11 protein-coding genes and 1 pseudogene are annotated in these 15,471 nt (G+C 71.0%); 7 read left to right on the forward strand and 5 right to left on the reverse strand.

Annotated features, from left to right (window positions below):
- Nucleotides 1–74: 74 nt before the first annotated feature.
- Both FLV34_RS35145 and FLV34_RS35150 read left to right on the forward strand, forming a co-directional pair.
- Nucleotides 75–944 carry a fumarylacetoacetate hydrolase family protein gene (locus FLV34_RS35145; RefSeq protein WP_147945147.1) on the forward strand — a complete coding sequence of 290 codons (870 nt, stop codon included), beginning with the start codon at nucleotides 75–77 and terminating at the stop codon, nucleotides 942–944.
- A gap of 29 nt (nucleotides 945–973) precedes the next feature.
- Nucleotides 974–4,084, forward strand: a complete 3,111-nt coding sequence (locus FLV34_RS35150) for a BTAD domain-containing putative transcriptional regulator (RefSeq protein ID WP_147945148.1) — start codon at nucleotides 974–976, stop codon at nucleotides 4,082–4,084.
- 58 nt (nucleotides 4,085–4,142) lie between these two features.
- On the opposite strand, the gene FLV34_RS35155 is transcribed toward FLV34_RS35150, so the two are convergent.
- Together FLV34_RS35155 and FLV34_RS35160 are read right to left on the reverse strand one after the other, a co-directional pair.
- Nucleotides 4,143–5,012, reverse strand: coding sequence for an ABC transporter permease (locus FLV34_RS35155; protein ID WP_261986015.1), 870 nt, complete (start codon nucleotides 5,010–5,012; stop codon nucleotides 4,143–4,145).
- Nucleotides 5,009–5,980 carry an ATP-binding cassette domain-containing protein gene (locus FLV34_RS35160; RefSeq protein WP_142652045.1) on the reverse strand — a complete coding sequence of 324 codons (972 nt, stop codon included), beginning with the start codon at nucleotides 5,978–5,980 and terminating at the stop codon, nucleotides 5,009–5,011. The genes FLV34_RS35155 and FLV34_RS35160 overlap by 4 nt, the downstream gene beginning before the upstream one ends.
- A 266-nt stretch (nucleotides 5,981–6,246) precedes the next feature.
- Here FLV34_RS35160 and rph point away from each other — a divergent pair, with 266 nt between their 5' ends.
- Complete coding sequence (rph, locus tag FLV34_RS35165) at nucleotides 6,247–8,778, forward strand: rifamycin-inactivating phosphotransferase (protein WP_261986016.1); 2,532 nt, start codon at nucleotides 6,247–6,249, stop codon at nucleotides 8,776–8,778.
- On the opposite strand, the gene FLV34_RS35170 is transcribed toward rph, so the two are convergent.
- Together FLV34_RS35170 and FLV34_RS35175 are read right to left on the reverse strand one after the other, a co-directional pair.
- Nucleotides 8,757–9,629 (reverse strand): sugar nucleotide-binding protein, encoded by an 873-nt coding sequence (locus FLV34_RS35170; RefSeq protein ID WP_187280813.1) that lies wholly within the window; start codon nucleotides 9,627–9,629, stop codon nucleotides 8,757–8,759. The genes rph and FLV34_RS35170 overlap by 22 nt on opposite strands.
- An 11-nt stretch (nucleotides 9,630–9,640) precedes the next feature.
- Nucleotides 9,641–10,909, reverse strand: coding sequence for an MFS transporter (locus FLV34_RS35175; RefSeq protein WP_187280814.1), 1,269 nt, complete (start codon nucleotides 10,907–10,909; stop codon nucleotides 9,641–9,643).
- Nucleotides 10,910–11,021: 112 nt separating this feature from the next.
- Here FLV34_RS35175 and FLV34_RS42895 point away from each other — a divergent pair, with 112 nt between their 5' ends.
- The 3 genes from FLV34_RS42895 (at nucleotide 11,022) to FLV34_RS35185 (ending at nucleotide 13,187) form a co-directional block, all read left to right on the forward strand.
- Nucleotides 11,022–11,156, forward strand: coding sequence for a hypothetical protein (locus FLV34_RS42895; RefSeq protein ID WP_260617540.1), 135 nt, complete (start codon nucleotides 11,022–11,024; stop codon nucleotides 11,154–11,156).
- Between the two features lie 15 nt (nucleotides 11,157–11,171).
- Entirely contained in the window at nucleotides 11,172–12,032 is an 861-nt protein-coding gene (locus FLV34_RS35180; RefSeq protein WP_142652041.1) for a helix-turn-helix transcriptional regulator, read from the forward strand.
- Between the two features lie 120 nt (nucleotides 12,033–12,152).
- Nucleotides 12,153–13,187, forward strand: a complete 1,035-nt coding sequence (locus FLV34_RS35185) for a LacI family DNA-binding transcriptional regulator (protein WP_142652040.1) — start codon at nucleotides 12,153–12,155, stop codon at nucleotides 13,185–13,187.
- Between the two features lie 13 nt (nucleotides 13,188–13,200).
- Here FLV34_RS35185 and FLV34_RS35190 read toward each other — a convergent pair whose 3' ends face one another.
- The gene (locus tag FLV34_RS35190) at nucleotides 13,201–14,646 is read right to left on the reverse strand and encodes an endo-1,4-beta-xylanase (protein ID WP_147945151.1); all 1,446 of its coding nucleotides are present in this window, start codon (nucleotides 14,644–14,646) and stop codon (nucleotides 13,201–13,203) included.
- Nucleotides 14,647–15,264: 618 nt separating this feature from the next.
- Here FLV34_RS35190 and FLV34_RS35195 point away from each other — a divergent pair.
- Nucleotides 15,265–15,471, forward strand: a pseudogene (locus FLV34_RS35195) (hypothetical protein); the annotation flags it as partial.

A 15,471-nucleotide genomic window follows, 5' to 3' on the forward strand; every position in this document is an offset into this window, starting at 1 on the left:
TAATCGATAACGATTACAATCACACCGTCACCGATCTTGTGCGCTTTGTCCAGATTTCGAAGGCGAGGATTCGCGTGCACATCGTTCGATACAGGAGTGACAGCGATCCCCATCCACGCGTCGCCGTACTGAACGAGGGTGTCCTGTCCCCTCTCCCGGTCGCCGGCGTGTCCGAGCTGCTGAGCCACCGGATCGAGGAGATCGGACGGATGTGCGCCGACGCCCTCCCCGATCGCTCGCTCGGTGACGTACGCCTGCTCGCCCCCGTGGACGGAGCCACGGAGGTGTGGGCCGCAGGCGTGACCTACCTGCGCTCCCGGGACGCGCGCGTGGAGGAAAGCAGTCTCAAGTCGGTCTACGAGCTGGTGTACGACGCCGAGCGGCCCGAGCTGTTCTTCAAGTCGCCCGCCTGGCGGGTCGTCGTGGACGGCGAACCCGTGGGCATCCGCTCCGACTCGGAGCTCAACGTTCCCGAGCCCGAGCTGGCCCTCGTGGTCAACCGCTTCGAGGAGATCGTCGGCTACGTCGTCTGCAACGACATGAGCTCGCGCTCCGTGGAGGGTGAGAACCCGCTCTACCTGCCGCAGGCCAAGGTGTACGCCGGAGCGTGCGCCCTCTCCCCCGGCATCCGGCCCGCGTGGGAGGTCGACCCCTCCGACCTCGCCATCCGGCTGACGATCACCCGCGAGGGAGAGGTCGTCTGGGACGGCGCGACCTCCACGAAGCAGATCCGGCGTCCGTTCGCCGAGCTGACCGCCTACCTCTTCCACTCCGAGAACCACCCCCACGGGGCCGTTCTCGCCACGGGGACCGGCGTCGTGCCCGAAATCGACTTCCGGTTGCGGGCGGGCGACGTGATCACCGTGACGATCGACGAGATCGGCGAACTCCGCAATCCGGTTGTCGTGGGCAAGGAGCACTTCACGTTTCTCACGGCCCCGTGACGCGGCTCGCCGGAGCCTAGACTTGCGGCATGCCGATCGACCTGTGCCTGCTCCACGGTGTGCGGTGGCGGGGGCAGCCTGTGGTCGGCGAGAGGGCTCAGGCGTTGCTCGCCGCCCTCGCGCTCGCCTCCCGGGCCGTGCACGCCGAGCAGCTCGTCGCGGACGTGTGGGGAGACAGCGAACCGGCCAACCCGGCGAAGGCGCTGCAGGTCCTGGTGTCCAGGACGAGGGCGGTCGTGGGGCCGGAGGCGCTGGTCACGGAAGGGAGCGGATACCGGCTCGACGTCCCGCCCGACCGCGTCGACGCCGGGCGGCTGCACGCCCTGACGGACCGGGCGGCGGCGCTGCTCGCCGAGAATCCGGCCGCGGCGGGGGCGGCGGCCGAGGAGGCGCTCGCGCTGGGCGCCGGGGCATCGCCTGCGGAGGGTGACGGCCCGCTGGCCGAGGTGCGCCTGCGCGCGGAACGCGACCTGGCGTCCGCGCGGGTCGTGCTCGCCCGGGCGAGGAGCAGGAGCGGCGACCACGACATCGCGCTGCCCGAGCTCGAGGAGGCCGCGCGCCTCCACCCCGAGGACGAGGGACTGCTCGCCGATCTCCTGCACAGCGAGGCGGCGGTGCGTGGAACGGGCGCCGCGCTCGACCGCTTCGAGCGTTATCGGTCGGACCTGCGCGACCGGATCGGCGCCGACGTCGGCCCGGAGCTGCGGCGGGGGCACAGTGCGCTGCTGGCGCTCGACAGCCCCGTACGCGTCGGGGGGCGGTTCGACACGACCCCGCTGCTCGGCCGCGACGACGACCTCCGGCGGGTGCGGGCGCTGCTCGCCACCTCGCGGGTGGTCTCGATCCTCGGCCCGGGCGGGCTCGGCAAGACCCGGCTCGCGCATGCCGTCGCCCGTGAGGCTCCGCAGCCGGTGGTGCACTTCGTCGAGCTGGTCGGCGTGACCGCGCCAGAAGACCTGGTCGGCGAGGTCGGGTCGGCGCTCGGGGTCCGCGACTCGGTCGCCGGCCGCCGTACGCTCACGCCGCCGCAGCGCGCCGACGTCCGGGCACGGATCGCCCAGCAGCTCGATCTCGCCCCGGCGCTGCTGGTGCTCGACAACTGCGAGCATCTGGTGGAGGCGGTGGCCGACCTGGTCGCCTATCTGACCGCGACCACACGGGAGCTGCGGGTCCTCACCACGACCCGCTCGCCGCTGGCCATCGCCGCCGAACGCGTCTATCCGCTGCCCCAGCTCGGCATGGGCGACGCCGTCGAGCTGTTCCGCGACCGGGCGACCGCGGCGCGGCCCGGTGTGCACCTCGACGAGGACGACGTACGGGCGGTCGTGGCCCGCCTCGACGGGCTGCCGCTCGCGATCGAGCTGGCCGCCGCGAAGGTGCGGGTGATGTCACCGGCCGAGATATCCCGGCGGCTGGAGGACAGGTTCTCGCTGCTGCGCGGCGGCGACCGGAGCGCCCCTTCGCGGCATCAGACGCTGCAGGCGGTGATCGACTGGTCCTGGAACCTCCTCGGCGAGCGGGAGCGCCTGGCCCTGCGCCGGCTGTCGGCCTTCCCCGACGGTTTCGCCCTCGACGCGGCCGAGGAGGTGCTCGGCGACGGCGCTCTCGGCGACGTCGAGGAGCTGGTCGAGCAGTCCCTGCTCACCGTCGTGGAGACGGCCCGCGGCGTGCGTTATCGCATGCTCGAAACGGTGCGCGAGTTCGGCCGGGTGCAGCTGGAGTCGGCCGGCGAGACCCACGAGGCGCGGGCCGCCGTACGCGCCTGGGCCGTCGGATACGCCGGCCGGGCCAGCGTCCGGCTGTACTCGCCGGAGCAGATCGACGCGATGGACCGGCTGCGTGCCGAGGAGACGAACCTCGCCGACATCCTGCGCGAGGCCCTGGCCGACCCCGACCCCGAAGCGGCCGTGGTGCTGTTCTCCGCGCTGGGCGCCTACTGGACGATCTGCGGCGACCACCCGCGCAGCATCGTGCTCGCCCCCGCCGTCGCCGCGGCCCTGAGCGGCTGGACGCCGCCGCCCCCGCTCCTCGACCGGACCCGGGTGGCCGTGAGCATCGCGCTGTTCAACAGCATCATGGTCTCCATCGAGGAGTCGGCGCACCTGACGCGGCTGCTGTCCGATCTGGGGACCGACTCGGCGAACCCCGCCGTACAGGCGCTGGTGACGGCCCTGCTCACCACGGTGTCGGATCCCGAGGACGGCCTGGAAAAGCTGGTCGCCGATCCCGACCCGCTGATCCGCCAGGTCGCGCTCCACTGGCTGAGCCACGGCCGGGAGAACACCGGCGACCCGGCCGGTGCGATCGACACGGCCCTGGCCGCCCTCGAACTCGTCGGCGACGACGGCGGTCCCTGGCATCGGGCGCTGCTGCACACCCAGCTGGCCGGCCTGTACGCGCACCTCGGCGACTCCGCGGCGGCCTCCCGGCATGCCGCCGAGGCGCTCCCGGTGCTCGAACGCCTCGGGGCGATGGACGACGTCATCCAGCTCCGCGCCTCCCTCGCCATGACGGCGCTCGCCGAGGGCCGCCGCGACGAGGCCGCGCGGATGCTCGACGAGATGGAATCGATCGCCACCCAGGGCACGTACGGCGAGGCCCTGGTGGTCGCCGCCGGAAGGGCGGAGCTGGCCCTCGCCGACGGCGACATCGCCGAAGGGCTGCGGCGGCACCGCGAGACCGCCGAGGTGCTCCGGCAGCGGCGCGCCCCGGGAATGGCCGACGAGTTCGCCCAATGGGGCATCCTGGGCGAGGTCGTCGCGCTCTGTGCGTTCGCGCAGCACGGCGAGGGCGACGACGGCGCGGACCTCTTCGAGTCACTGCGCGACAAGACCCTGGCCGTGTTCGGCCAGGACTCCGCCAACAAGGACTACCCGGTTATGGGGATGGTGCTCGCCGCGCTGGGCATCTGGGGCCTGCTGAAGGGCGCGCTGCCTACCGAGGACGCGGTGCGGCTGCTCGTGCTCGCCGACCGCTTCGCCTATCACCGGTTCGTCCCGACGATGGACTGGCCGAGGTTGTCCGCGCACGCCGAACGGGTCGCCCCCGGCGTCATGGCCAGGATCGAGGCCGAATACGGCGAACGGCGCGGCCCCGGCCTGCTGGCCGAGGCACACGCCGTCCTGGAGCGAGTCATCTGATACCGGTTCTGGGCACCGGCTTGTGGGCACCGGCTGTGGGCACCGGCTGTGGGCACCGCTACATCTTGCGGGAGTACGAGCGGACCGCCAGCGGCGCGAAGACCGCCACGACGACCGCGCAGCCGACGACAGCCCAGCCGACCTCGGCCGTCACGGCGCCGTCGTTGAACAGGTCGCGCACCGCGGAGACGACGTGCGACACCGGGTTGACCTTCACGAACGCCTCCAGCCAGCCGGGCAGCGTCTTGGCGGGGACGAAGGCGTTGGACAGGAAGGTGAGCGGGAACATGATCATCATCGAGATGCCCTGGACGCTCTGCGCCGAGCGCGCCATCGTGCCCAGCCACGTGAAGATCCACGCCAGCGACCAGCCCGCGATGATGGTGAGCGCGACACCGCCGATGCACCCGAGCACACCGCCGCCGGGGCGATAACCGATGATCAAACCGGTGACGACCGTCAGCACCGACGCAATGCCATAACGGATCAGGTCGGCGATCATCGGGCCGGCCAGAGGGGCGATCCGCGCGATCGGCAGCGACTTGAAGCGGTCGAAGACCCCCTTGTCCATGTCCTCACGCAACTGCACGCCCGTCGCCATGCAGACTGTCAGGGCCGTCTGGGCGAGGATGCCGGGGATCAGAATCGGGAGATAGTTCGACACACTGCCGGAGATCGCGCCACCGAAGATGAACGCGAACATCGCGGTGAACAGCAAGGGCTGGATGAGCACGTCGAAGAACTGCTCGGGCTTGCGGCGCATCTTCTTCAGGGCGCGCCATGCCATGGACAGGGTCTGGACCCAGGTCTCCTGCAGCGAGCTGCGGGGCGTGGTGCGGGCGACCGCGGCGGCGGGGTCGACGCGCCGGGAGCCGGCGGTGCCGGTGGTGACGGTCATCGCGGTGGTCGTGGTGGTCGTGGTGGTCATCGGGCCGCCTCCATCTGGGATTCGTCGTCGGCGCCGTGGCCGGTCAGCGCCAGGAAGACCTCGTCGAGCGTCGGCTTGGCGACGCTCACCGAGGAGATGCCGAGGCCCGCCTCCCGCAGGCCGATCAGCACGTCCGCGGCCCGGTCGGGGTCGGGAAGGGGGATGTTCATGCGCCCTGACTCGGGGGTCAGGACCGGCTCCTCGCCCAGCAGCCGGCGGACGACGTCCACGCCCAGGGCGGTGTCGGCGCCCTCCACGAGGCGGAGCTGCAGAGTCGACTCGCCGACCTGGGTCTTCAGCGCGTCGGGAGTGTCCTCGGCGACCTTGCGGCCCCGGTCGATCACGGCGATGCGGTCGGCGAGCTGGTCGGCCTCGTCCAGATACTGGGTCGTCAGGAGGATCGTGGAGCCGTCGGTCACCAGCTCGCGGATCGTGTCCCACATCTGACCCCGGGTCCTCGGATCGAGGCCGGTCGTGGGCTCGTCCAGGAAGATCAGGGGCGGGCGGGTGATCAGGCTCGACGCCAGGTCGAGGCGGCGGCGCATGCCACCGCTGAACTGGGACAGGGGACGGTTGGCCGCCTCCTGGAGGCCGAAGCGTTCGAGCAGGTCACCGGCGATGCTCTTGGCCCGGGCGCTCGTCACGCCCTGCAGGCGGGCGAACAGCCAGAGGTTCTCCCGGGCGGTCAGGTCCTCGTCCACCGAGGCGTACTGGCCGGTGACGCCGACCAGCTGCCGGATGCGGTGGGGTTCCCGCCGGACGTCGACGCCGAAGATCTCCGCGTGGCCGCCGTCGATCGGGAGCAGGGTGGCGAGCATCCGGAGCGTCGTGGTCTTCCCCGCTCCGTTGGGGCCCAGGACCCCGAAGATCTCGCCCTGCCGTACGTGCAGGTCGATGCCGTCCACGGCCCGGAAGTCGCCGAAGTTCTTGACCAGACTGTCGGCCCGGACGGCACTGAGGTCCGCCATGGCGCGTCTCCTCTCTCCGCCGGGTATCTCCCGGCGTTCGAGAAGAGCTTCCGCGCGTGCGGCTTCACGGTGGCTTCAGTGTGGCTTCACGGGGCTTCACGGGGCTTCAGATGGCTTCACGCCGGTTTCGTCTCTGACCTGGCGGTTTCACCCCTCCGCTTTCACTGTACAGCGGATGCGCGCGCCTCATGAGGCGCCGGAAAGTGCTCCATACTTGCCCGTTGCGAACCGGCCCGGCGAACGAGGGAGCGACGGAATTGCACTACGTGATGGGTTTCGAGCGGATCGACGCGACGAATCTCGCGGACGTCGGAGGCAAGGGAGCGCATCTGGGCGAGCTTTCGCGTATCGACGGCATCCAGGTGCCGGACGGCTTCTGCGTCACGACGGACGCCTTCCATCGGGTCGTGTCCGAGACGCCGTCGATCGACACTCACCTCGACCTGCTGTCGCGCGTGGAGGCGGACGACCAGGCGGCGATCCGCGCCCGCAGCGCGGACGTCCGCAGTGCCATCGAGGGCGTCGCGATGCCGGACGACCTCGTGGCGGAGATCCGCGAATCGCTCGTACGGCTCGGGGAGCAGGGCTCCTACGCGGTGCGTTCCAGCGCCACGGCCGAGGACCTGCCGGGCGCGTCCTTCGCCGGCCAACAGGATTCGTACCTGAACGTCGTGGGCCTGGAGGAGATCCTCCGGCACGTACGGCGGTGCTGGGCCTCGCTGTTCACCGAGCGGGCGGTGACCTACCGGCGCCGCAACGGCTTCGACGACCGGAAGGTGCGGATGGCCGTGGTCGTGCAGCGGATGGTGTTCCCCGACGCGGCGGGGATCCTGTTCACCGCCGACCCGGTGACCTCGAACCGGAAGATCGCCACCGTGGAGGCCGTCCGGGGGCTCGGGGAGGCGCTCGTCTCCGGCCGGGTCTCCGGGGACGCCTACACGGTGCGCGACGACCGGGTCGTCTCCAGAGCCGCCGTGGGCACGCCGGTCCTGACGGACGCGCAGGCCGTACGCCTGGTGCGGCTGGGCCGGCGGATCGAAGCGCACTTCGGCCGGCCCCAGGACATCGAATGGTGCCTGACCGGCGACGACTTCCACATCGTGCAGAGCCGGGCGATCACCACCCTGTTCCCCGTTCCCGTGACCGACGACCAGGAGAACCACGTCTACGTCTCCGTGGGTCACCAGCAGATGATGACCGACGCGATGAAGCCGCTGGGGCTCTCACTGTGGCAGCTCACGACCCCGCAACCCATGCACGAGGCGGGCGGGCGGCTGTTCGTCGACGTCGCCCCCATCCTGGCGACGGCCGCGGGTCGCGAGCGGCTCGTCGGGACCCTGGGGAGATCCGACCCGCTGATCCGGGACGCGCTGCAGACCCTCCTCGACCGCGGCGACGTCATCCGTACGCTTCCTGACGAAGCTGCCAAGCCCACCGGCCCCGCACCTGATGGCGCGCCCACGACGGTCGAGACCGATCCGGGCATCGTGACGCGGCTGATCGGGAACACCGAGGCGTCCGTCGCCGCCCTGCGGCAGGAGATCCGGGGACTGTCCGGACCGGCGCTGCTCGACTTCATCCTGGCCGACATCGCGGAGCTGAAGCGCCTCCTGTTCGACCCGGTGGGCCTCCAGGTGATCATGGCGGGGATGGAGGCGACCTGGTGGCTCAACGACCACATCGAGGCATGGCTGGGCGAGAAGAACGCGGCCGACGTGCTCGCGCAGTCCGTCCCCTATAACGTCACGTCCGAGATGGGGCTGGCGCTCCTCGACGTCGCCGACGTGATCCGGCCGTACGCGGAGGTCGTGGCGTTCCTCCAGCGCGTCGTGGACGAGGGCCGCGAGGGCGACGGCCTCCTCGGCGAACTGGCCGGGCTGCCCGGCGGGCAGGAGGCCCGTGACGCCATCCGCGGCTACCTCGACGCGTACGGCATGCGCTGCGCGGGCGAGATCGACATCACCAGGACGCGCTGGAGCGAGAACCCCGCCGCGCTCGTGCCCACCATCCTCGGCAACGTCAGGAACTTCGAGCCGGGCGCCGGCAAGCGGCGCTTCGAGCAGGGACGCCAGGAGTCGCTGCGCAAGGAGCGGGACCTGCTGACGCGCCTGCGCGCCCTGCCCGACGGGGAGCGCAAGGCCGAGGAGACCAAGCGGATGATCGACCGCGTCCGTGCCTTCGCCGGCTATCGCGAATATCCCAAATATGGCATGGTCAGCCGCTATTTCGTCTACAAGCAGGCGTTGCTGCGGGAGGCCGAGCGTCTCGTGCGATCCGGCGTCCTGCGGGAGACGGACGACATCTTCTTCCTCCGGTTCGAGGAGTTGCGCGACGTCGTACGCACCGGCCACGTGGACGCCGAGCTCATCCTGGAAAGGCGCGCGGCGTTCCGGTCGTACGAGGCGCTCACCCCGCCCCGGGTCCTCACGTCGGACGGCGAGGTCGTCACCGGCCGGTATCGGCATGACGACGCCCCGCCCGGCGCGCTCGTGGGCCTCCCGGTCTCCGCCGGGACCGTCGAGGGCCGTGCCCGTGTCGTCGTGGACATGGCGCAGGCCGACCTCGACGCGGGCGACATCCTGGTCACCGCCTACACCGACCCCAGCTGGACACCCCTCTTCGTCGCCGCCGCCGGACTGGTGACGGAGGTGGGCGGCCTCATGACGCACGGCGCGGTGATCGCGCGGGAGTACGGCCTGCCGGCCGTCGTGGGCGTGGAGCAGGCCACCCGGCTGATCCGCGACGGCCAGCGGATCCGCGTTCACGGCACCGACGGCTACGTCGAGATCCTCGGCTGAGCCAGGAACTCCCGGGCCCCGCGCAGCCTGGTCGTCAGGTGCCGCTGCGTCAGGCCGCAGTCGAGCCGCACATCGAGCGGGCCGCGCAGGCCGGTGTCGGCGCGCCTGCCGTACGGGAGCCGGGCCGGATCGATGCCGTCGCGCCGCGCGACGAGACATCCGAGCTCATATCGGCTCACCGCGTCCGCCCCGGCCGCGTGCTGGACCCCCGCGCGGTCGGAGCTCGCCAGCTCCAAGAGGGCCGCGGCCAGGTCACGGACGTGCACAGGGCAGCGCACGTCGTCGGTGAACAGCATCCCCTTCACGCCGCCCGAGGCGAGCCCGTGTACCAGTCTTTCGTGCCCGGAGCCGCCGTCCCCGATGATCAGTGAGGTCCGTGCGATCACCGCGGTGGGGGTGATCGCCTGCACCGCCGCCTCCCCGGCCGCCTTCGCCGCCCCGTACGGTGTGACCGGATCGGGGACGCGGTCCTCGGCATAGGTGACCGCCTCACCCGAGAAGACGGCGTCGCTGGACACGTGCACCAGGCGTGCCCCGTGTGCGGCGGACGCGACGGCCACGTGGGCGGCGCCGACGGCCGTCGTCACCCAGTCCGATCCGCCGGAGGCCATGTTTCCGCCGGAGGCCATGTTTCCGCCGGAGGCCGTGTTGACGACCACGTCGGGGCCGAACGCGCCGATCAGGTCGAGCACGGCGGTGCGGTCACGGACGTCGAGCGGCAGCCAGTCGGCTCCCGCCGCCGTTCCCGGCCTGGTCCGCCAGGTCGCGGCCACGGCATGACCCTCCGCCGCGGCCTGCCGTACGAGCTCGCTGCCGAGAAAGCCGCTGCCGCCCACGATGAGGATCCTCACGGGTGGTGACCCTAGTTGAGGGGGGTGGGGGCTTTCGGGGTGGTGTCCTGACCGAGCGTTGGGACGTCGCTCCGGAAGCGGGTCATGCCGCGCAGGAGCAGGGTGGCAAGCGGCACGGCGAATCCGGCCACCACGCCGATCGTCAGGAGCGCCGGGCGGCCGATCGCCACGACGGCCGGACCGGTGAGCGTCAGGCCGAGGGGCGTCATGACCGAGGCGGCCAGCCAGTCCACGGACGTGACCCGGGCGAGCCGCTCCGGGGGGATCTCCCTCTGGAGGTTCACCACCCATTGAACGGCGAAGATCTCCAGCCCCAGGCCCACCGTGACGTAGCACCCGTACACGAATTCCCGCGACACCGGCCAGGCGAGCGCGAGCGGCACGAGACCGTAGAGGGCGAGCCCGGTGACGCCGGCCAGCCCCGGCCGTCCGGGTTTCCATCTCATGCTGACGAGCCCGCCCGCCAGGCCGCCGACCGACAGCAGGGCGAGGGCGGTGCCATACACGGTGTCGCCGCCGAAGGTGTCACGGGAGACGATGGGCAGCAGGACCTGCGCCGGCGCGATCGTCAGCATCTGCTGGAGCGCGACGGCGACGATGATCCCCAGGACCCACCGCCGCCGGACGACCTCCGACAGGCCGTCGGCGATCTCCCGTACGGCGGACGCCCGCCGCCCCGGCGTGACGACGGGTTCGCGTAACGGCAGGAGAAGGACGAGACCGAGCAGATAGGCCGCCAGCACGGCGAGGAACCCGATCCTCGCGGACCACGCGGTCACGACGTACGCGCCGAGACCGGGCCCGATCATGGCGCCGAGCCGCCAGGATACGGCCGTCAGCGCAGCGCCCGCCGGACGCTGGGCGGGGGTGAGGACCGACGACAGGCACGCCTGGTACGCGGGCCGGTGGAACGCCTCCGCCCCTCCGACGAGGAACACCAGCAGCCCGAGAAGCCATGGCGAGGCGATGCCGCACAGCCCGGCGGCGGCCACGCAGCACTGGAAGGCCAGTGAGGCGACCATCACCGTACGGCGGGGCAACCGGTCGGCCCACAATCCGCCGAGCAGCGCGAACACGATCAACGCGATCCACCGGCAGGTGAAGATCGCGCCGATGGTCGAGGCGGTGCCGCCCGCGTTGAGGGCCGCGATCGTGACCGTGACGGGGAAGATCTGGTCGCCCGCAACCGACATCGTGAAGCTGAGCCACAGCAGGCGGAACTCGCGATTGCGCGCCAGAGACCCGCCCGCGGTGCCAGCCGGTTTTGTGCGCTTCCTCAAGCGACTGCGCATGCACGCAATGAACCCCGATTCGCGGATGTGTTCAACCGGGCGAGGCCGGCCCGCCGCCGCGCTTGACCTCGAGCGCGCTCGAATTCCTACGGTCGCGGGCATGACTACCGCAACCTTGCCGGTGGGCGAGCTGAGCCGGCGCCGCCGGTTCCTGGTGCTCGCCTTGCTGAGCACCGGGCGCCGGGCTCAGGGCACCGCCGTACGGACGGCCGCTCTCTTCGAGGAGCTCCGGTGATGCAGACTGGTGAGCATGGCGACGACGGAAACGACGGGAGCGTTCGGCGAGGCACTGCGCCGCTGGCGCGACCGGGTCGCGCCCGAGGCCGCGGGGCTGCCCGCGGGCGGACAACGGCGCGCGGCCGGTCTGCGCCGTGAGGAGCTGGCCCTGCTGGCCGGGATCTCCGTCGACTATGTGACCCGGCTCGAACAGGGCCGGGCGTCCCATCCGTCGGCCCAGGTCGTCGAGGCCCTGGCCCGGGCCCTGGGGCTGACGGAGACCGAACGCGCGCATCTGTTCCGGCTGGCGGGGCTGGCCTCGCCCAGCCCGCGGACGGTGCCGACGCACATCACCCCGAGCGTACGACGGCTGCTCGACCGGCTGGACGGCACGCCCGTCGCGGTCTTCGACGCGTGCTGGACACTGCTGCTGGCCAACCCGCCGTACGCCGCGTTGATGGGCGACCCGTCGGAGTGGCGCGGCAACCAGCGCAACTCCGTGTGGCGGCACTTCCTCGGCCCCGGCAGCCGGGCCCGGCACACCCCTGAGTCCCTGCGGATGTTCGAGGAGGCCCTGGTCGCCGACCTGCGCGCGACCGCCGACCGCTATCCGGCCGACCAGCGGGTGCGGCGGCTGGTCGCGGAGCTGCGGGCGAACAGCCGCCGGTTCGCCGAGCTGTGGGAATCCGGCGCCGTCAGCCGGCACGAGGCCGGGCGCAAGATCATCGACCATCCGGACGCCGGGCCTCTGACGCTCGACTGCGACGTGCTCACCGTGACGGGCAGCGACCTGCGGATCATGGTCTACACGGCCGAGCCCGGCACCGAAGACGCCGAGCGCCTCGCATCCCTCACCGCTACCAGTGCGTTCAGCACCTCGGCCCCGGCTGTGTAAACCGGTTTCCGAAAGTTTTCGCACTCGGCATGCAGCGCGAACCCGGTAACCGACTGAAATTATTCGGCTAATCACCGAAACATTAAGGTTTGGCTCCACGCCGACGTTAGACTGCGGTTTGTGACCGTTGTCGACGAGCCGTCCGCATCCGTCCCAGAGCCGCTGACCCTCGCACAGCTTGCCGAACTCGCCGGAGTGTCGAAGGCGACGGTCTCCAAGGTGGTGAACGGCCGGTCCGCGGTGGCGCCCGAGACCCGCGCCCTCATCGAGGGCCTCATCCGCGAGCACGGCTTCCGCAGGCAGCGGCGGCGCTCCAGCCCGGCCGCCGTGCTGGAGCTGGTCTTCCACGAGCTGGCCGGCGACTACCCGACGGAGATCGCCCGCGGCGTGGGACAGGTCGCGCGCGATCATCACATGGCCGTGGCGATCTCCGAGTTGCAGGGCAATCACGTCCCCGGCGCAGACTGGCTTGAGGACGTGCTCGGCCGCCGTCCCGCCGGCGTCATCGCGGTCTTCTCCAGCCTGACCGACCTCCAGCGTGAGCGGCTCGCCACGCACAAGATCCCTCTGGTCCTCCTCGACCCGACCGGCGACCCGGGACACCGCGTCCCCTCGGTGGGCGCGGGCAACTGGAACGGCGGGCTCACCGCCACCCGCCACCTGCTGGAGCTGGGCCACCGGCGGATCGCCATCATCACCGGGCCGCCGCACGCGCTGTCGAGCCGGGCCCGTCTCGACGGCTACCGCGCCGCGCTCGACACGGCCGGGGTGCCCGTCGACCCCGACCTGATCTGCCAGGGCGACTACCAGATAGAGGACGGCCTGACGCACACCCACCGGCTGCTGCGCCTGCCCGACCCGCCCACGGCCGTGTTCGCCTCCAACGACGGCCAGGCCATCGGCGTCTACCACGCGGCCCACCAACTGGGAATGCGCATCCCCGAGGACCTCAGCGTCGTCGGCTTCGACGACATGCCTCCGATGCGATGGGCCATCCCACCGCTGACCACGATCCACCAGCCGCTGGCCGAGATGGCCGGGGCGGCGGCCGCCATGCTGGTGACGCTCGCCCGTGGCGAACCCCTCCCCCATTACCGCAAGGAGTTCGCCACGACCCTCGTCGTACGGGAGAGCACCGCCCCGCCGAAGCCGTGAAGGCGTTCTTCCGTCAGGGGCTGGTGCAGGTGGCGGACGGCGTCGCCGCGCTGCCGTTGGCGGTGAAGCCGAAGGTGGTGGACGAGCCGGCCGCGATCGAGCCGTTGTAGGGCGCGTTGCGGACCGTCACAGAGGAGCCGGACACGCTCTGCTCGCCGTTCCACAGGCTGCTGAAGGTCTGCCCGCCCGGCCAGGTCCACTTCACCGTCCAGCCGTTGACCGCCGAACTGCCCGCCCGTACGGTCACCGTCGACTGGAACCCACCCGGCCAGCTGTTGGTCGTCTCGATCGTCGCCGAGCACGCCCCCGTCACCGGAGACGGCGTCGTGGACGGGCTGGTACGCGGAGACGGGCTCGTATTGGGGGACGGACTCGTGGTCGGTGACGGGCTGGTGTTCGGGGTCGCGGCGTTGAGGGCGTCGAGGACGGCCGTGTACGCCTGCTTCTTGTTGAAGTTGCCGTCGAACAGCAGCGGGTTGTCGCCGCTGCGCCAGGAGTACTTGTCGGTGATGCCCCAGACGGTGATGCCGGTGCAGCGGGGCACCGCCGTGCAGGCCTGGGTGACGCGGCGATAGGCGTCGGCCTGCGCGGAGCCCGAGCCGCCGATGTCGAGCTCGGTGATCTGGACGTCGACGCCGAGGGCGGCGAACTGGGCGATGTTCTGCTGGTAGTTGGACGGCACCGATCCCTGGGACAGGTGCGACTGCAGGCCGACGCAGTCGATGGGCACGCCCCGGGCCTTGAAGTCCTTGACCATGTTGTAGACACCGCGGGTCTTGTTCGCGTTGGCGTCGTCGATGTTGTAGTCGTTGTAGCAGAGCTTGGCGTCGGGGTCGGCGGCCCGCGCGGCGCGGAAGGCCTCTTCGATGAAGCCGTTGCCGAGTTTCTGGGTGAACACCGAGCTGCGCAGGGTGCCGACCGCGCCGCCGTCGGCGAAGGCCTCGTTGACCACGTCCCAGGCGTAGATCTTGCCCTTGTAGTGGCCCATCACGTTGTTGATGTGGTTGACCATGGCCGAGCGCAGGTCGTTGGTGGACAGGCCGCTGACCCAGCCGGGCAGCTGGCCGTGCCAGACGAGCGTGTGCCCGCGGATCTTCATGCCCTTGCTCTGGGCGTGGCTGACGATCTGGTCGGCGGAGGTGAAGCGGAACGAGCCGCGTGAGGGCTCGGTGGCGTCCCACTTCATCTCGTTCTCGGGGGTGACGGCGTTGAACTCCCGGTCCCAGGTGGCCACGTAGGTCGAGTCGTTCATGTGCCCGGCGGCGATCGCGGCGCCGTAGTAGCGGCCGCTTTGGGCGGCCGCCGCACCCAGGGTGCCGGCTGCGGCGCCGGCGGGGAGCGACGCCGAGAGTGCGGTGACCGTGCCGAGTGCGCCGAGGGCGCCGGCGATCAGCAGCCGGCGGGAGCCGGCGAGCCTATGCCGTCGTCCTCCGTCGGTGCGTGAGGGGGTTTCGCCCATGCCTGAGCCTCCACTGCGGGATTGATGAGGGAACGCGGAAAAGACGTCCGCGGGAACACCACGCGAACGGTCGTCGCGTCGAAAGCCGCGGCCCCTGCCGTGCACCACCGACCCCGGCAGGAGGAGCCGCTTCGGGGAGTCAGTCTGGAAATCATCGCGAAATGTGTCAAGGGCGGTGCCGGTAAGTTTCGCCCGTCCACGTGGGCCGACAGGCCTGTTTACTGCACTGATGCCATCGATCTGTTCTGTAATTTTCCGTACGCTTCCGTTCGGCTCCTGTTCCTCGACAACAGCGACGCGGACGCGGTGAACGTTTCATCATCGCGATTCCCCTCGGCGGCGCCGTGCGCGCCTCATCGTGGCAGTTGAGACGCGCAGGCCGGGCGGAGAGGGCGAAGCGGGACGGGCGCTTGAGCTTGACGGGCACTCCTCACGTCGTATTGGCTCCGGCGCACCACCACCATTGCTCATTTCGAAGAGAGGAGCCTCTCGTCGCGCTGATGTTAGCGCTAACAGTCAAGCCTCACAATTGGGCCTGACAGGTGCGCCTGACCGTCAGGCCGCAGGGCGGAAACGCCCACCTATCTCATCGTCACCGAAAGGGGTTGACCAACAGCGATGTCAACACTCACAGAGCGGTGCGGACGGAGACGGTGGGGACGCCGGCTGACCACCGCGCTCCTGGCCGTGACCGTCGTGGCGACCGCACCCGCCGTCGCGCGGGCCGAGTCGAACGGCGGGGTGCGGGTGATGCCGCTGGGCGACTCGATCACCGAGGGCACGCAGGTGCCCGGCGGCTACCGGATCGGGTTGTGGCAGCGCCTG

The sequence above is a fragment of the Microbispora sp. CSR-4 genome (assembly GCF_008033685.1).
Classification (GTDB): domain Bacteria; phylum Actinomycetota; class Actinomycetes; order Streptosporangiales; family Streptosporangiaceae; genus Microbispora.